This window comes from Nocardioides panacis (genome assembly GCF_019039255.1).
Lineage (GTDB): Bacteria > Actinomycetota > Actinomycetes > Propionibacteriales > Nocardioidaceae > Nocardioides_B > Nocardioides_B panacis.
The window spans coordinates 2,574,662-2,590,262 of the sequence record NZ_CP077062.1; the positions used below are offsets into that span (position 1 = coordinate 2,574,662).

Here is a 15,601-nt window from a genome sequence, read left to right on the forward strand (position 1 = left end):
CAGGTCTGCCCGCACGAGGTCCACGGCCGCGAGGCCACGGGGACCGTGCACCGGATCGCGGTGCTGTCCCGAGGCGCCCCGAGCTTCGCCGTGACCCGGCCGAGTTTGGAGACGCGCCGAGCAGGAAATACTCCAGAGTGCACGGAATGCGACATCTCCGAGGGGCCCGCACACCCCGCGCGACGATCCCACCCATCCGCTGCCTCCCCCAGGACGAACCCCCCCACATGACGGACTTCACCCACGCCCGCCCCACAGCAGCAGTCGTCGGCGGCGGCGTGTCCGGGCTCACCGCGGCCTACCTCCTGGCCAAGACCCATCACGTGACGCTCTTCGAGGCCGACGAGCGGGTCGGCGGGCATGCGCACACCCACGACGTCGACGTCTCCGACGGCCGCTCGGTGCCCGTCGACTCCGGCTTCATCGTGCTCAACGACCGCACCTACCCGCTGCTGCGACGGCTGTTCGCCGAGCTCGGCGTGGAGACCCGGCCGACCGAGATGAGCATGAGCATCAGCTGCGCCGAGTGCGGGCTGAACTACGTCGGGGGCCGCAAGGCGAACGGCATCTTCGCCCAGCGCCGCCGCGTCGCGGACCCCACGTTCTGGCGGATGCTGCTCTCGATCCGGCGGTTCCAGAAGGCCGCCCTCCGGCTGCTCGACGAGGAGCCGGACAGCATCCTGACCTACGGCGAGTTCCTCGACCGGCACGGCTTCGGCCGGCACTTCGTGACCCACTACGCCCTGCCGATCGTGTCCTGCGTGTGGTCGATGGGGCACCGCGAGGCGATGGAGTACCCCGCGGCGTACCTCTTCGCGTTCCTGCACCACCACGGGTTCCTGGTGCTCGGGGACGCCCCGACCTGGCACACCGTGGTCGGCGGCTCGCGCTCCTACGTCGGCGCGATCACCCAACGGCTCGACGTGGTGCGCAACCGCACCCGGGTGACGGCGGTCAGCCGCAAGCCCGACGGCGTCGAGATCGACGACGAGTACGGCGCGCACCACAGCTTCGACAAGGTCGTCATCGCCACCCACGCCGACGACGCGCTCGCGCTGCTCACCGACGCCGGCGAGGACGAGACCGCCCTGCTCGGGGCGTTCGGCTACTCGACGAACGTCGCCCACCTGCACCGTGACGACAGCGTGCTGCCCGCGCTGCAGGGCGGCCGGGCCAGCTGGAACTACCGGCTCGAGGGCTGCGAGACCCTGACGGACCGCAGCAAGGTGTCCTACTGGATGAACCGGCTCCAGGGGCACCCCGAGGGCGACCCGCTGATCGTCACGCTGAACCCCGACGAGCACGACGCCCCGCGCGACACGATCGCGACGATGACCTACCTGCACCCGACGTACACCTCGGCGTCGGTCGCCGCCCAGAAGCGGCTCCCGGGCCTGAACACCGACCGGCTCGCGTTCGCCGGGGCCTACCAGGGCTGGGGCTTCCACGAGGACGGCTGCCGCTCCGGCGTCGCGGCCGCCGAGGCCCTGGGAGCCGGCTGGTGAGCGCTGCGACCACGCCCGCCCGGACACCGTCCTACGTGCACGCCCGGGTCAGCCACCGGCGGACCCGCCCGTTCACCTACGAGTTCGGGCACCGCACCAGCATGTGGCTGGTCGACGTGCAGGACGCCGGCGCGGCGTTCCCGCGCTGGCTGCGGCCGTTCGCGTCGATCCGGTCCGAGGACCACTTCGCCGCCGACGACGCCCGTCCGCTGGCGGTCAAGGTGCGCGGCTACCTCGACGCGCAGGAGCTCGACTGGTCCGCCGACCGGGTGCTGATGCTCGCCAACGCACGCTCCCTCGGCTACGTCTTCGACCCGCTCACGACGTACTTCTGCTTCGCCGCGGACGGCCGTCTCGAGGGCGTGCTGGCCGAGGTGCACAACACCTACGGGGAGCGGCACTGCTACCCGCTGCACGTCACCGAACGGGCCGGCGCGACGGTGGACAAGGAGTTCTACGTCTCGCCGTTCTTCGCCGTCGAGGGCCGCTACGACATCCGCACCCGGCTGACCGGTGACACCGTCGCCGTCGGCATCTCGCTGACCCAGGGCGAGGAGACCGTGTTCACCGCGTCGGTGAGCGGCGACCTGCAGCCCGCGACCCGGAGCCGCGTGCTGCGTGCGGTGGCCCGCTACCCGATCCCCTCCCAGCGCGTCTCCGCGCTCATCCGCTGGCACGGTGTCCGCCTCTGGCTGCGCCGCCTGCCCGTGGTCCCCCGTCGCCCTCACCAGGCCCCGAAAGGAATGGCATGAGCACCACCATGGACCCCCGGGTCACCGTCTCCTCGGCCCTGTTGCCCGCCCCGCCGTCGTACGGCTTCCGCGGTGTCGTCGCGCGCACGGTGATCGCGCGCATCCTGCGCGGCGTGCCGGTCACCGCGCGGCTGTCCACCGGTGAGGTGTACGGCGCGCCGCTGGCCGAGCGACGTCCGGTGCTCGAGGTCACCCGCCCGCAGGCGTTCTTCGCCCGGCTGGGCCAGAGCCCGATGATCGGGATCGGCGAGTCCTACATGGCCCGCGAGTGGAGCGTCGGCGAGGGCACCGACCTGGCCGACGCGCTCGCGCCGTTCGCCGAGCGGCTCACCGACCTGATCAAGCCGGTGTTCTACAACCTCCGGCACACGGTGCTGCCCCGCGGCCTGAACCCCGCGAACACCAAGGAGGGCGCCAAGAAGAACATCGAGGCGCACTACGACCTGTCGAACGAGATGTTCCAGCAGTTCCTCGACCCGACGCTGTCCTACTCCTCGGCGCTCTTCGACACCCTGGAGAACCCGCCGACGCTGGCCGACCTCGAGGCCGCCCAGCTGCGCAAGGTCGACGCGATCCTGGACTCCGCCGGTGTCACCACCGGCTCCCGGGTCCTGGAGATCGGCACCGGCTGGGGCACGCTGGCCATCCGGGCCGCCGAGCGCGGCGCGACGGTGACCACGGTGACCCTGTCGGTGGAGCAGGCCGCGCTGGCCCAGGAGCGCGTGGACGCCGCCGGTGTCGCCGAGCGGGTCGAGATCGCGGTGCGGGACTACCGCGACCAGGCCGGGGAGTTCGACGCCGTGGTGAGCGTGGAGATGATCGAGGCGGTGGGCGAGGAGTTCTGGCCGGAGTACTTCCGCAAGGTCGACTCGCTGCTCGCCCCGGGCGGCAAGGCGGTCATCCAGGCGATCCTGATCGCCCACGACCGGCTGGTGGCCACCCGGAACACCTACACCTGGATCCACAAGTACATCTTCCCCGGCGGGATGCTGCCCTCGACCGACGCGATCAGCCAGGTCACCCGCAGGCACACCTCGCTGCACGTCTCGAACATCCGGCCGATGGGGCTGCACTACGCGCACACGCTGCGGCTGTGGCGCGAGCAGTTCGTGCAGAACTGGCAGTCCGTGCAGCAGCTCGGCTTCGACGACCGGTTCTGCCGGATGTGGGAGTTCTACCTCGCCTACTGCGAGGCCGGCTTCCGCACCGGCTACCTCGACGTGGCGCAGATCCGCATCGAGCGCTGACCCACCCGGGGCCGGCGCGCGGCTGTCAGCGCCGGACGGTCACCGTCCCGGCGACCAGGTCGTGCAGGCCGCGCCGGTCCCGGTTGTAGATCACCGGCGGCACCACCAGGCAGATCAGCAGGGTCCGGAGCAGGGCGACCAGCAGGTTGACCGGGCGACGGTCCAGGCGGACGACGGCGACCCGCAGCAGCAGCTGCCCGAACGACCCGCCCACCAGCGGGGTCAGCACGGTGCCCTCGACGAGGAACACCAGCAGCGGCATCCACGCCTCCCAGCCGTGGGAGGACAGCACACCCGGCCCCACGATCGCGCCCGCGACCAGGATCGAGGCGAACCAGTCCACGCACAGCGCGAGGATCCGCCGCCCCCAGCTCGCGACGCTGCCGCGCCCGGCCTCGGGCAGGCCGAGCCGCTGACCGGCGTACGTCGCGGCCGCGGGCGTGGGAGGAAGGCTCACGCCCTCACGCTATCCGGTGGCCGTCGACCCCTCGTGGGGCGGTCCGTCGAGCCCCGACGGCATCCGGCACTCTGTTACATGGCTGAAACAAAGGAGATACTCCCGAGAAACTGCGCCCCCATAGGTTGCGAGTCAGTGGTGCAGAGCCGCATCGCGATCTGCCTGAGCACCTGAACACATGGCCCCCGCGGCCAAGGAGGACGAATGTTCGCAAACAGCGACGAGATGCTGAAGTACATCGAGGACGAGGGCATCGAGATGGTCGATGTCCGGTTCTGCGACCTGCCTGGCGTCATGCAGCACTTCACCGTCCCGGTCTCCTCGTTCGACCAGTCGGTCTTCGACGACGGACTGGGCTTCGACGGGTCGTCGATCCGCGGCTTCCAGGCCATCCACGAGTCGGACATGCAGCTGTTCCCGGACCCGACGACGGCATGGGTCGACCCGTTCCGCAAGGCCAAGACGCTGAACGTGAACTTCTTCATCCACGACCCGATCACGGGTGAGGCCTACAGCCGGGACCCGCGCAACATCGCGCGCAAGGCGCTGGCCTACCTCAAGAGCACCGGCATCGGCGACACGGCGTACTTCGCGCCGGAGGCCGAGTTCTACATCTTCGACTCGGTGAAGTTCGAGACGAAGCAGAACGTCGGCATGTACGAGATCGACTCCGTCGCCGGCGCCTGGAACACCGGGCGCGACGAGGAGGGCGGCAACAAGGGCTACAAGGTCAAGTACAAGGGCGGCTACTTCCCGGTCGCGCCGACCGACCACTTCGGCGACATCCGCGACGAGATCGCGATCGAGCTGGAGAAGGCGGGTCTGATCGTCGAGCGCGGCCACCACGAGGTGGGCACCGCCGGCCAGACCGAGATCAACTGGCGCTTCGACGAGCTGCTGGCCAGCGCGGACAGCGTCATGAAGTTCAAGTACATCGTCCGCAACGTGGCGCTGCGCAACGGCAAGACCGCGACCTTCATGCCGAAGCCGATCTTCGGCGACAACGGCTCGGGCATGCACGTGCACCAGTCGATCTGGAACAACGGCGAGCCGCTGTTCTTCGACGAGACCGGGTACGCCGGCCTCTCGGACATGGCGCGTTGGTACATCGGCGGCCTGCTCAAGCACGCGCCGTCACTGCTGGCCTTCACGAACCCGACTGTGAACTCCTACCACCGCCTGGTCCCGGGCTTCGAGGCCCCGGTCAGCCTGGTCTACAGCCAGCGCAACCGCTCGGCCTGCGTGCGGATCCCGATCACCGGGTCGAACCCGAAGGCCAAGCGCATCGAGTTCCGCTGCCCCGACCCGTCGGCCAACCCCTACCTCGCGTTCGCGGCCCTGCTGCTCGCGGGCGTGGACGGCATCAAGAACAAGATCGAGCCGCCGGCGCCGATCGACAAGGACATCTACGAGCTGCCGCCGGACGAGAAGGCCGAGGTCGACATGGTGCCCACCTCGCTCAACGCGGTGCTCGACTCGCTCGAGGCAGACCACGAGTTCCTGCTCGAGGGTGGCGTGTTCACCTCCGACCTGATCGAGACGTGGATCGAGTACAAGCGCGAGATGGAGATCCTGCCGGTGCAGCTGCGGCCGCACCCGCACGAGTTCGAGCTGTACTACGACCTCTGAGTCGCACCGGACGCGCTGACCTGCGGGGTCTCCGCGTTTCGCGGACCGTTCGCACGAGCCGCCATCGCCTGTCGATGGCGGCTCGTGCGCGTCGTCAGTCGATCCGCTCCAGGTGCGGCTTGCGCCAGAGGACGACACCCAGCCAGATCATCCACACGAGGCTGAGGGCCCACGCCACCAGGATCAGGATCGTGTGCGTGCCGGAGAACCCCTGGGCGCCGACCACCCAGCCCTGCACCAGGTAGGCGGCCCCCGACCCGGCCATCAGCCACCCGACCGCCGTGGGCACGGGCGTCGCCCGGACCGCCGTGGCGGCGATCCCGAGCAGGACCAGGGCCAGACCCAGCGCGTAGTCGTGGTAGCTCCGCACGCCCCACTCGAGCCAGCGCACCGCCTCGGCGCTGGCGAAGCGGGCGGGCCTGTCGGTCGCCGAGGCGTGCGCCCACGCGGCGTCGACCTGCTGGTTGCCGACACCGTCCACCCCCTGCAAGACCGCGTACAGCGCCAGCGCCACCACGGCCAGGACCGCGCCCACCCGGGCAGCGGCGGCCGCCCCGCCGGCGCGCAGGCCCAGCGCCTGGTGGAAGACGACCAGCCCCGCGACGACGACGACCATCGCCAGGAACTGACCGACGTGCACGCCTTTCCAGGCGCCGCTCCCGGCATAGGTGGCAAAGATCGCCCGGTGGTCGTTGGCGTGCCCTCCGGCATGGAACTGGGTCACCAGGACGTACGCCAGCTGCCCGACCAGGAGCAGCGTCGCGGACAGTTGAAGTGCTCCTCGGTCGGTACGGCGGCTCGTGCGCTGGACGCGCTGCTCGACGGACATCGACGGCCCTCCCGTGGTGGTGCTGCAGTTGAGGCGCCGCGAGACCCAGCCCTCTGCCCGGCGACGAACGCCACGTGGCTCGGCCTCGGCGGCTCCTCCCAGACGATCCCCTGGCGTCCGGGCTTGTCAAGGCTGCCCGGCCGCTTCCGGCCGTCGCGAGGACCCGGGGTGCGGCACTCCTCCGCGCTCCCCCTCCCCTGCGCCTGCGGGCGTCTGGATGATGTCGGGGGCCCGGCGTAGCGTGAGCCGGATCCGGCCTAGGGAGGGCATCATGGCGAACCTCGTCGTGCACTTCGAGATACACGCGTCCGAGCCGCAGCGGCTCATCGACTTCTACTCCGAGCTGCTCGGGTGGAAGTTCACGCAGTTCGGCGACATGGCCTACTGGTCCATCGACACCGGCGAGGGTGCCGTCACGATGGACGCTCCGGGTCGCGGGATCAACGGGGGCCTCACCCAGCGTCAGGGCCCGGCCCCGCAGCCCGGAGCCCCGGTGAACGGCTCCGACTTCGTCGTCGGCGTCGACGGCAGCGTCGACGAGCTGTTCGCGAAGGGTCTGGGTCTCGGCGGCACCGAGGCGCTCCCTCTGACGGACATGCCGGGCATCGGTCGCGTGGGCTACCTCCTCGACCCCGACGGCAACGTGTTCGGGCTGATCTCGCCGGTGCTCTCCGACGGCACGGACGTGATGACCGGGTGACGTCGTGCTCGTCCTCGCGCTCCTGCTCCTCGCTGCCGCTGCCGCTGCCGGTGCTCACCGGGCTCGGAGCACGCCGGCGTGGCCTGGCGATCCCGCTGGCGGCGCTGACCGGGCTCTGCTTCCCCGTGACCTGGACGGTGTAATACCTGCGGGACGAGCACCTCTACCGTCGGTGGCCACCGCGGGCCGCGGCGGGGAACCGGGACAGATCACGAGACAGGTAGCAGCACCCCACCCAGGCGGCGTCGGGGTCGCCGCAGGACGCTCGCCTGCTCCCTCGTGGCCGCTTATCGTTGTCTTGCATGAGCGTGCGGACGAGCGCCGCCCTGGTGCGGCTCGCGGGCTGGACGGCGGCGCTGGGGTCGGTCGGCTACTTCCTCAGTGACCTGATCGAGGCCGTGCAGGGCGGCTTCAGCACCGGACAGCTCTGGCTCACGCTCGCCGCCGAGGCGGTCGTTCCGGTCTTCGTGGTCGGACTCGCACTCGCCCGGTGGCCCCGGCTGGGCCGGCTCGGGCTCGTCGGCGCAGCGGTGTACGCGTACGCATTCGTCTACTTCACCGGCACGGTGATCTACGCCCTGGTCCACCACACCGCGGACTTCGCGGCGCTCAGCGACGAGCTCGGCGTCTGGATGACCGTCCACGGCGGGCTGATGCTGCTCGGTGCGCTCGGCCTCGGCTCCGCCGTCCTCCGGTCCGGGGTCTACCCGCGCTGGACCGGGGTGGCCCTGGTCGTCGGCGTCGCCCTCGTCGCGGTGGGGCTGCCCGGCCCGGCCGGCCTCCTCGCGGCCGGCATCCGGGACCTGGCCTTCGCCGGCATGGGGCTGGCGCTGCTCACGAACGACGAGTACGACGTCAGAGCGGGCGGAACCGCAGCGCAGACCACACGCCGTTGATCGAGACGGACCGGACCGGCCGGGCGCCGCGGATCTCCACCAGCCCCGCCAGCACGTCGCGGTTCAGGTCGGTGCCGAGCTGGCGGGCCTTCGGGTAGGCGATCCACGCGAGGCGGTCCTCCCGGGCGGCGCTGATCGCCGGCCCGGCGACGTCGTCGAGATCGGCGGCCCGGACGAGGAAGCTGACGACCGCACGTGCCTGTGCCGCGTCCGCGGGATCGCTCACCACGACGCAGTCGCCCGAGATCTCGAGGTCGACGTCGGCCGGGGCGCCCAGCACGACCACCGTCGACGCGTCCGGGATCTGCATCTTGCGGGCGACCGTCACGACCGCAGGCTAGTCGTCGGGCGGCGCCCGCCACCCGGCGGGCGGGTCCGCGTGCACCGGTGTCAGTAGCCGCCGCCCTGAGGGAGACCCTGGGTGCCGACGTACCAGACGGCCGAGGTCAGCACGGTCACGACGAGCAGCGTGAACAGCGTGCCGCCGGCGACCGGCACCATCCACCGCGGCGCCGCTGCGGCGTGCAGCCCCACGACCTTCACCACGAACGCGCCGTACACCAGGCAGCCGGCCAGCGAGTGCAGCAGCACGCGACCGGTGTAGGACTCGAAACCGATCGACCACAGGCAGTGGTAGGCCACCGGCAGGCTCACGACGAGGGCGACCAGGCCGAGCGTGCGGTGCACCAGGCCGATGCGCGCGGGCGCCGGGCGACCGAGACGGCCGTACATCCACAGCGCGGTGACCAGCTGGGCCAGCACGAGCACCCCGGTGACGAGCGCCAGCCAGACCTTCATCTGGATCATGGTGTCGAAGCCGAACAGCGCGATGGCGCCTCCGGTCGGGGTGTGCACCTTGGCGTAGACGCCGAGCGCCACGGAGAGCAGGGCACCGGCGGTCACCCCCACCAGCACGACGCGGCCGCCTCGGGCATCAGTGCGCACGTCCATACCCGCGATGCTGCGCGCCCCGGGGTGACCGTGTCGATGGCCCGGACGGGCTCTGCCGGTGCCCCTGGGTGGGTGCGGCCCCGCGGCTGACCGGTCAGGCGCCGCCGGCCTGCGGGGTCGACGGGGTCGACGGGGTCTGGAACGGCAGCGTCTCCTCGGCCGGCATCAGGATCCACAGGATCGGGTAGACCAGGATCTGGCTGCCGGGGATGACCATGAGCAGCAGCACGAACAGCAGCCGCGCGACCCACGGCGTGACACCGAACCGTCGCCCGAGGCCCGCGCAGACACCGCCCAGGACCCGTCCGTCCCGCGGCCGGACCAGGCCCTGCTGGGCGAAGCTCTGGTGGATGTCGTTCATGGTGGTGCCCTTCCTTCGAGTCGGTGTCAGGGCGTCTCCCTGGCACTCCACCACTCTGCGCCGAGGTGGGGCCCGCGCACATCAGGTGCAGCCCTGACCCGACCCCGAGGCCCGGGGACCGCTTCGGTCACACTCCCCTGCGCTGCCGGACATTGCCTCGCCGAGGCACCGGAAATGACGCGACATATGCCGTCCGGACCCGGAGAATCCCCGGGTGATGTTCGCCGCCCTCCTCCGCCACGCACGGCCCCCGTCACCTCTGGCCGGGCGGCTCTCCGCCCAGTCGCTGCTCTTCGCCCTGGGCGAGGGCACCTTCCTGACCGGCTCGGCGGTGTTCTTCACCCAGATCGTCGGGCTGTCCGCCGCCCAGGTCGGCCTCGGCCTGACCTGCGCGGGGATCGCCGCGTTCCTGGCGGCGCTACCGATGGGCAGGCTGGTCGACCAGTTCGGACCGAAGAAGATGTGGGCCGTCAGCGCGACCGGCCAGGCGGCGATGTTCGCGGTGTGGCCCTTCATCACCGGCTTCCACGGCTACGTCGCGATGGCGGTCGGCATGGAGGTCATCGGCGCCCTCGGCGGGGCCGCGTTCGGCGCGTACACGATCGACGTACTGCCGGCCGGTGAGCGGGTGAGGTCCCGGGCGTACATGTACTCCGCGCTCAACCTCGGCTTCACCGTCGGTTCGATGGTCGGGGGGTTCGCGCTGGCGTTCAGGTCCAACGACGTCCTCCATGCGCTGCCCTGGTTCACGGCCGTGGCCTTCCTGGTCAACGCCGCCGCCATCAGCCGCCTGCCGCGGGCCCCGCACGACGAGCGCACCCCGGAGGAGCGCCGAGTGAAGGTGGCCGGGCCCGGACCACTGCGCAACCCCGGCTGGCTCCTCACCACCTTCTTCGTCGGCGTGTTCTGGACCAACCAGGTGCTGCTCAACGTGGTGATCCCCCCTGTGGCTGGTCGAGGAGACCGACGCCCCGCGGGTGCTGCTCGCCTTCCTGTTCGGCACCAACACGGTGATGTGCATCTTCCTGCCGATGGTGGCGGCTCGCGGAGTCCATGGCGTGCCGACCGCGCTGAGGGCGGTCCGAGTGTCGTCGACGTTCTTCGTGATCTCCTGCGTGATCACGCTGGCGACCCACGACACGGTCGGATGGGTCACGATCGCCCTGGTCTGGCTGGGGCACGTCACCGTGACCGGGGCCGAGCTGTACCTCTCGGCCGCCAGCTGGACGTTCGAGGCCGAGCTGATGGACCCCCGCCAGCGAGGCGCCTACCAGGGGGCCGCCGGTCTCAGCAGCACTCTCGGCAAGGTGTGGGCGCCGGCGGTGTTCACCTTCCTCGCCATGAACTGGGGTGCCACCGGCTGGTTGCTGATCGCCGGCGTCATCGTGGTGGCCACCATCGGGGTGCACCCCTCGAGCCGGATGGCGCGAAGGTTCCTCGAGCACCACGTCCCGGCCGACGTGCTGGCCGACGCCCGCGCCTCCAGCGCCGACGCCGAGGACGGCATCGCGGTCGGGCCGCCCTCGCTCATCGATACCGATGGTCCGGTGCCCGACCCGGCGTCCGGTCCGCTCCGCTGACTCGGGGACTCCGCGACCACCCCCTCATCCGCTCGGGGCGATGCAGGTGGCCGGGACCCCGACGAGCATCGCTGCCATGAACAGGACCCGCCGCGCACTCGCCTCCTCCGTCCTCCTCGGCTCGATGACGCTCGGGCTCAGCGCCTGCGGGCAGGGCAGCCCGGCCGTCTGCGCCGACATGGACCAGCTGCGCCGGTCGGTGGCGAGCCTCAAGGACATCCAGCTGGACCAGGGCGCCCTGAGCGAGCTGTCCTCCCGGTTGAAGACCATCCAGACCGACGCCCGCCAGCTCCAGGCGGACGCGTCGAAGGAGTTCGCCGACGAGACGGCGGCGGTCACGAAGGCAGGCGACGCGCTGGGGGTCGGCATCGACCAGGCCATGGCGAACCCGTCGATCGCCACGCTGAGCGCCCTCAAGCCCCAGGTCACCGCGCTCGGGACGGCGCTGGGCAACCTGTCGGACGCACTGAGCAGCACCTGCTGAGGGTCACTGCCCGTCGCTGCTGCTCGGTCCCGGTGAGACCTCGTGCTCCGAGCCGGAGACGAACACCTCGACCGTCACCGGACCGGCCTCCTCGAAGCGGAAGGTCACGGGCACGAAGGTACGGCGGCGCAGCTCGCGCTTGAGGCCGACCAGCTCGAGGTGCAGCCCGTCGACGTGCTGCATCGCGACCACACCGGAGGCCGATAGGCGGATGCCGATCCTCTGCGCGGGCGGCTGGTGGCCGGTCCGCTGGACGACCGAACGGGAGTCGACCGAGGAGACCGCGACCAGGTGGTCGGGGGCCCCGTCGTTGGCCAGGGTCAGGAGCAGTGGGCTGTTGCTGCCCTTGGCGTGCACCCCGGCGGGGCGTTCGATGTGCACCCCGACCAGGCGGACGTCGCCCACCCGGGCACTCACGCTGTCGCGCCGCACCGGCTCGTCGACCCGCTTGGCGCGCAGCTCGGCGTGGGTGGGCTTCGACTCGCCGCAGGAGCCGACCACGAGGGCCAGCAGGACCGCGAGGCAGGCCGCCACCAGGCGGGAGCGCATCGCCATCACCCTTCCTCAGACGTCGACCGGCGCGCGCAGGAGACCCCGCTCGTCGGTCCCGGGGTGGGGCCGAGGTCCGGTGCCGCACGAACAGCCAGCCTTGACGGCTCCCGGACCCGAGGCATCACCCCCTCGGGACGAGGCCGTCCCGGAGTACCCGTCGAAGTCGTACGGTCTGCGCGGACTGTCCTGAAATCGTCGCCCCGTCTGACACTTTCGACCTATGGACTCACCGGCGGGGGCGAGCCCACTCTCGTGGAGGAAGTCGGGGCACGGAGGGGGCAATTCAGATGAGTAGAACAACGTTCGTGGGTCGTGGGTCCGTCACCAGGCTGGCCGTGGTCGCCCTGGTGGCCGGACTGGTGACGCTGCTGCCCGCCGCTGCGAGGGCCGCGTCGACCACGTCGACCTGGCACATGGACGAGACCAGCGGCAGCACGATGGCCGACTCGACGGGAAGCCACCCGGGGAAGATCACCGGGGTCGGTCTCGGCGTGGCCGGCGACCCGTCGTACCCCGGCACGGCCTACCACTTCAACGGATCCTCCTCGAAGGTGACGGTCCCCAACTCCTCGAGCCTGAACCCGCAGGGCAGCGACCTGCACATCGCGCTGAGCCTGCGGACCACGTCGGTGCCGGCCTCGCCCGACTTCGACCTGGCCCGCAAGGGCGCCTTCCCGCAGCAGGAGTTCAAGGTCGAGCTGCAGCCGAGCGGCCAGGTCTCCTGCGAGATGGTCGGCTCGTCGGGCGGTGTCGTGGTGCTCGGCAAGCCCGACGTGCACGACGGCGCCTGGCACCGGGTCCAGTGCGACAAGACCTCCTCGTCGGTGCAGATCACCGTCGACGGCACGACCACCACGAGCAAGAAGTCGGTGGGCTCGATCTCCAACCCGGCCGACCTGATCATCGGTTCGCACGGGACGTCCGAGTTCTTCCCCGGTGACATCGACGAGGTCAGCTACACGGTGGGCGCGGGGACCTCGGTACCGGGGGCTCCGAAGGCGTCGTTCACCGCGACCCCGTCCTCCGGGCAGGCGCCGCTGCTGGTCACGTTCCAGGACACCTCGACCGGTGCACCCACCGCGTGGGCGTGGGACTTCGGCGACGGGGCGACGTCGACCGCGCAGAGCCCGACCCACACGTACGGCGCCCCCGGCAGCTACACGGCCACGCTGACGGCCACCAACGCCGGCGGGACCACCTCCGCGACGAAGAGCTTCTCCGTCTCGGCGCCCGCCGCCCCGCCGCCTGACACCCGGGCACCCACCGGCTCCTTCGCGGTCACCCCGTCGGTCGGTTGGACGCGGTACACCGGGGTCGTCCTCAGCCAGACCGGCCTCGCCGACGACGCCACCGCGGTCGGCGCGATCCGCCGCTCCGTCGACTGGAAGGACGGCCACGGTCCCGTCGCCTGGCCGGCGGGCACCACGACGAGCCACGCCTACACTGCCCCCGGCAGCTACGCACCCACGGTGACGCTGACCGACCAGGCCGGGAACAGCGCGGTGGTCGCGACCGGGCAGGTCACGATCCGCACCGACGGCACCGCACCCTCCGCCGGGCTCGTCCGGCCGGCGCACCGCTCGTCGGCCGCCGCCTGGCGGACCCTGACCGGACGGGTCGCCGACGCGGGCACCGGGGTCTCGTTCGTCCACGTGCGGGTCGTCGAGAAGCGCGGGAACGCCTGGTACGCCTACCGGCCCGCCACGCACTCGTGGGTGAAGGCGCCGAGCAAGGCCGCGGCCCTGCGCAAGAGCCGGGCGGGCGCCGCCGTGCTCTCCGGCTCGGGCCGCTGGACCTTCACGCTGCCGGGGGTCCGCAGGGGCACCCTGGTGGTGCGGGTGGTCGCAGGTGACCACGTCCGGAACACCTCGCACGTGCTCACCTGGTCCCAGCACCTCACCCACCCCTGAGCCCACCTCGACCCGGGCCTAGGTCGAGGTCGACCCGGGCCTGGGCTCACCCCGACCCGGGGCTGGGCACTCATCCCCTCCCGGGAGCCCGGGTCGAGGTGAGCTCGGACCCGGGTCGGCATGACAGGAGACCCGGGTCGGGGTGGGGTCGGGCTCGGGTCGGCATGACTTGAGGGCCGGGTGGGTCAGGGGCAGTCGACCGGGGCGAGCGTGCGGTGCACGCCGTCGTGCAGGTAGACCGCCTTGCCGCACACGTCGGCGACCCGCCGATAGTGCGTGACCAGGGCGAGACGGGTGCCGCCGTGGGCGTCGAGGTTCCACGGGTCCAGGTCCCCCCACGCCACCACCCAGGTCGGTGCGACCGGCCCGCGCAGCAGGGCCTGCAGCTCCGTCAGGCGCGGGTCGAGCGTGCGCATCGGCAGGGTCCACAGGTGCTCGTAGGGCGAGCGCAGGCCGCTGGCCTGTTGCGCGTCGGCCTTGCCGAACAGCACGACCGCGGTGTCACCGGAGTGCGCCGAACGGTGCACGAACCCGCCGACGGTCTCGGCCGTGTGCCGGTACGCCGCCCCGGTCAGCGTGACCTCGACGGTGGCGGCCACCGCCGAGGCGACGGTGAAGGCGACGGCCGCCCGGACCCGGCCGGAGTCGGCGGCCCAGAGCCCGACGGCCAGCGCGAGCGCCGGGGCCAGCTGCAGCAGGTAGTGCGGCCAGTAGCTCCCGCCGGCGCTGATGCTCAGGACGTCGAGCGCCAGCGTCGCGCCGACCGCCCACGCGACCGGCGGTCCGCGGAACCGGCAGCGGACCCCGTCGAGCACCAGCACCACGAGCAGCGGCAGGGCGCCGCTGAGCACCGCCAGCACGGTCATCTCCGCGGCCCGCACCATCGGGGCGTGCAGGCTCTGGTCGGTGATCACGTCGAGGGCCGTGCCGCGGAACCCGTAGACCGCGTTCCAGGCGGTGCCCAGCCCGACCCCCGACCACGCGACGTAGGCGAGGGCCGCTGCCACGACGCCGAGGCCGCCCAGCACCCCGCCGGCCGCGACCCGGGCCACCACCGGGGCCGGCGTCCGGCGCTGCACCAGCGTGGCCACGAGCAGCACGACCGCGAACACGACGGCGTCGGCGAAGTTCTGCTTCACCATCACCGCGGCCCCGGCCGCGACGCCGGCGAGCACCGCCAGCCCGAAAGCCCGCCCGCCCGTCCGTCGTACGGCGGCCAGGGTCAGCGCCATCGACACCATCACGAACGGGGCGGCCAGGATCTCCCCGTCGGCCTCCTGGCTCATCAGCACCGGGGTCACGGCGAACGCGGCCGCCACGAGGGCCGCCCACCGCGCGCCGCGCTCGCCGACGACCTGGTGGGCCGCCCAGGCGGCCGACACGACGAGGAGCACCGACAGGAGCGTCGCGACCAACCGCACCGTCAGGGGCCACCCGGTCACCACCGCGAGGCGGTAGAGCGCCAGCAGCAGCGGCGGCCGGTCCACGAAGTAGTGCCCGTAGAGGTTCGGGCCGCCGGCGTGCCAGTCCTGGGCGACCAGGAGGTAGCCCGCCTCGTCGGAGAACAGCGGCCCGACCAGGTAGCCCAGACGCAGCACGACGACCAGCGCGGCGACGCCCAGGACGAACCGCCGGGACGTCGTCCACGCCAGCGGCGCCGGCACGGCAGGGGTCAGGAGGGCCACGTCTCCAGTGAAGGCGCTCGACCTGAAGCCAACATGAACGCCGGCGGTGTCTCGACGGGACGG

General features: G+C 71.7%; 17 protein-coding genes and 1 pseudogene. 11 read left to right on the forward strand and 7 right to left on the reverse strand.

Translation table 11 applies throughout. From position 1 onward, the window contains the following. The first annotated feature begins 227 nt into the window (after nucleotides 1–227). The 3 genes from KRR39_RS12475 to KRR39_RS12485 are packed head-to-tail and all read left to right on the forward strand — an operon-like array spanning nucleotide 228 to nucleotide 3,504. Complete coding sequence (locus KRR39_RS12475) at nucleotides 228–1,505, forward strand: NAD(P)/FAD-dependent oxidoreductase (protein WP_216937321.1); 1,278 nt, start codon at nucleotides 228–230, stop codon at nucleotides 1,503–1,505. Continuing rightward, nucleotides 1,502–2,257: a DUF1365 domain-containing protein gene (locus tag KRR39_RS12480; protein ID WP_254185107.1), complete on the forward strand. Its 756-nt coding sequence runs from the start codon at nucleotides 1,502–1,504 to the stop codon at nucleotides 2,255–2,257. The genes KRR39_RS12475 and KRR39_RS12480 overlap by 4 nt, the downstream gene beginning before the upstream one ends. After that, the gene (locus KRR39_RS12485) at nucleotides 2,254–3,504 is read left to right on the forward strand and encodes an SAM-dependent methyltransferase (protein WP_254185108.1); all 1,251 of its coding nucleotides are present in this window, start codon (nucleotides 2,254–2,256) and stop codon (nucleotides 3,502–3,504) included. Before KRR39_RS12480 ends, KRR39_RS12485 begins: the two co-directional genes overlap by 4 nt. 25 nt (nucleotides 3,505–3,529) lie before the next feature. On the opposite strand, the gene KRR39_RS12490 is transcribed toward KRR39_RS12485, so the two are convergent. Further along, nucleotides 3,530–3,961 carry an RDD family protein gene (locus KRR39_RS12490; RefSeq protein WP_216937323.1) on the reverse strand — a complete coding sequence of 144 codons (432 nt, stop codon included), beginning with the start codon at nucleotides 3,959–3,961 and terminating at the stop codon, nucleotides 3,530–3,532. Nucleotides 3,962–4,165: 204 nt separating this feature from the next. Here KRR39_RS12490 and glnA point away from each other — a divergent pair, with 204 nt between their 5' ends. After that, nucleotides 4,166–5,590, forward strand: a complete 1,425-nt coding sequence (gene glnA / locus KRR39_RS12495; RefSeq protein ID WP_216937325.1) for a type I glutamate--ammonia ligase — start codon at nucleotides 4,166–4,168, stop codon at nucleotides 5,588–5,590. A 94-nt stretch (nucleotides 5,591–5,684) separates the two neighbouring features. Here the strand turns inward: glnA and KRR39_RS12500 are convergent, their stop codons facing one another. Then, nucleotides 5,685–6,419 (reverse strand): hypothetical protein, encoded by a 735-nt coding sequence (locus KRR39_RS12500; RefSeq protein WP_216937327.1) that lies wholly within the window; start codon nucleotides 6,417–6,419, stop codon nucleotides 5,685–5,687. Between the two features lie 271 nt (nucleotides 6,420–6,690). Here KRR39_RS12500 and KRR39_RS12505 point away from each other — a divergent pair, with 271 nt between their 5' ends. The 3 genes from KRR39_RS12505 to KRR39_RS12515 all read left to right on the forward strand — a co-directional run bounded on the left by KRR39_RS12505 (nucleotide 6,691) and on the right by KRR39_RS12515 (nucleotide 8,015). Continuing rightward, entirely contained in the window at nucleotides 6,691–7,119 is a 429-nt protein-coding gene (locus KRR39_RS12505) for a VOC family protein (protein WP_216937328.1), read from the forward strand. Beyond that, nucleotides 7,116–7,262, forward strand: coding sequence for a hypothetical protein (locus KRR39_RS12510; protein WP_216937330.1), 147 nt, complete (start codon nucleotides 7,116–7,118; stop codon nucleotides 7,260–7,262). Before KRR39_RS12505 ends, KRR39_RS12510 begins: the two co-directional genes overlap by 4 nt. Nucleotides 7,263–7,421: 159 nt before the next feature. Then, a complete protein-coding gene (locus KRR39_RS12515; protein ID WP_216937332.1) occupies nucleotides 7,422–8,015 on the forward strand; it encodes a hypothetical protein in 594 nt (197 codons plus the stop codon). Here KRR39_RS12515 and KRR39_RS12520 read toward each other — a convergent pair. The 3 genes from KRR39_RS12520 to KRR39_RS12530 all read right to left on the reverse strand — a co-directional run bounded on the left by KRR39_RS12520 (nucleotide 7,975) and on the right by KRR39_RS12530 (nucleotide 9,327). Next, nucleotides 7,975–8,343 carry a hypothetical protein gene (locus KRR39_RS12520; protein ID WP_216937334.1) on the reverse strand — a complete coding sequence of 123 codons (369 nt, stop codon included), beginning with the start codon at nucleotides 8,341–8,343 and terminating at the stop codon, nucleotides 7,975–7,977. The two genes, KRR39_RS12515 and KRR39_RS12520, sit on opposite strands and share 41 nt — an antisense overlap. A 62-nt stretch (nucleotides 8,344–8,405) precedes the next feature. After that, on the reverse strand, nucleotides 8,406–8,966 hold the full coding sequence (locus KRR39_RS12525) for a DUF6529 family protein (RefSeq protein ID WP_216937335.1): 561 nt from the start codon (nucleotides 8,964–8,966) through the stop codon (nucleotides 8,406–8,408). Nucleotides 8,967–9,060: 94 nt separating this feature from the next. Continuing rightward, nucleotides 9,061–9,327, reverse strand: a complete 267-nt coding sequence (locus KRR39_RS12530) for a PspC domain-containing protein (protein ID WP_216937336.1) — start codon at nucleotides 9,325–9,327, stop codon at nucleotides 9,061–9,063. Nucleotides 9,328–9,544: 217 nt separating this feature from the next. Between KRR39_RS12530 and KRR39_RS24830 the strand changes: the two are divergent. The 3 genes and pseudogenes from KRR39_RS24830 to KRR39_RS12540 form a co-directional block, all read left to right on the forward strand. Continuing rightward, nucleotides 9,545–10,207: pseudogene (locus tag KRR39_RS24830) on the forward strand (MFS transporter); the annotation flags it as partial. Nucleotides 10,208–10,304: 97 nt separating this feature from the next. Beyond that, nucleotides 10,305–10,907, forward strand: a complete 603-nt coding sequence (locus tag KRR39_RS24835; protein WP_254185818.1) for an MFS transporter — start codon at nucleotides 10,305–10,307, stop codon at nucleotides 10,905–10,907. Between the two features lie 76 nt (nucleotides 10,908–10,983). Further along, nucleotides 10,984–11,391 (forward strand): hypothetical protein, encoded by a 408-nt coding sequence (locus KRR39_RS12540; protein WP_216937337.1) that lies wholly within the window; start codon nucleotides 10,984–10,986, stop codon nucleotides 11,389–11,391. Between the two features lie 3 nt (nucleotides 11,392–11,394). Here the strand turns inward: KRR39_RS12540 and KRR39_RS12545 are convergent, their stop codons facing one another. Beyond that, nucleotides 11,395–11,940, reverse strand: coding sequence for a copper chaperone PCu(A)C domain-containing protein (locus KRR39_RS12545; protein ID WP_216937338.1), 546 nt, complete (start codon nucleotides 11,938–11,940; stop codon nucleotides 11,395–11,397). A 308-nt stretch (nucleotides 11,941–12,248) separates the two neighbouring features. Between KRR39_RS12545 and KRR39_RS12550 the strand changes: the two genes are divergently transcribed. Then, nucleotides 12,249–13,853, forward strand: a complete 1,605-nt coding sequence (locus tag KRR39_RS12550; protein ID WP_216937339.1) for a PKD domain-containing protein — start codon at nucleotides 12,249–12,251, stop codon at nucleotides 13,851–13,853. A gap of 185 nt (nucleotides 13,854–14,038) precedes the next feature. Here the strand turns inward: KRR39_RS12550 and KRR39_RS12555 are convergent, their stop codons facing one another. After that, a complete protein-coding gene (locus KRR39_RS12555) occupies nucleotides 14,039–15,538 on the reverse strand; it encodes a hypothetical protein (RefSeq protein WP_216937340.1) in 1,500 nt (499 codons plus the stop codon). Nucleotides 15,539–15,601 lie beyond the last annotated feature (63 nt).

What these genes read in the sequence shown, in the direction of transcription:
- KRR39_RS12525 (WP_216937335.1), bottom strand. Translation starts at nt 8,966, where the DNA reads ATGGACGTGCGCACTGATGCCCGAGGCGGCCGCGTCGTGCTGGTGGGG.
- KRR39_RS12485 (WP_254185108.1), top strand. Translation starts at nt 2,254, where the DNA reads ATGAGCACCACCATGGACCCCCGGGTCACCGTCTCCTCGGCCCTGTTG.
- KRR39_RS12530 (WP_216937336.1), bottom strand. Translation starts at nt 9,327, where the DNA reads ATGAACGACATCCACCAGAGCTTCGCCCAGCAGGGCCTGGTCCGGCCG.
- KRR39_RS12540 (WP_216937337.1), top strand. Translation starts at nt 10,984, where the DNA reads ATGAACAGGACCCGCCGCGCACTCGCCTCCTCCGTCCTCCTCGGCTCG.
- glnA (WP_216937325.1), top strand. Translation starts at nt 4,166, where the DNA reads ATGTTCGCAAACAGCGACGAGATGCTGAAGTACATCGAGGACGAGGGC.
- KRR39_RS12475 (WP_216937321.1), top strand. Translation starts at nt 228, where the DNA reads ATGACGGACTTCACCCACGCCCGCCCCACAGCAGCAGTCGTCGGCGGC.
- KRR39_RS12515 (WP_216937332.1), top strand. Translation starts at nt 7,422, where the DNA reads ATGAGCGTGCGGACGAGCGCCGCCCTGGTGCGGCTCGCGGGCTGGACG.
- KRR39_RS12500 (WP_216937327.1), bottom strand. Translation starts at nt 6,419, where the DNA reads ATGTCCGTCGAGCAGCGCGTCCAGCGCACGAGCCGCCGTACCGACCGA.
- KRR39_RS12505 (WP_216937328.1), top strand. Translation starts at nt 6,691, where the DNA reads ATGGCGAACCTCGTCGTGCACTTCGAGATACACGCGTCCGAGCCGCAG.
- KRR39_RS12545 (WP_216937338.1), bottom strand. Translation starts at nt 11,940, where the DNA reads ATGCGCTCCCGCCTGGTGGCGGCCTGCCTCGCGGTCCTGCTGGCCCTC.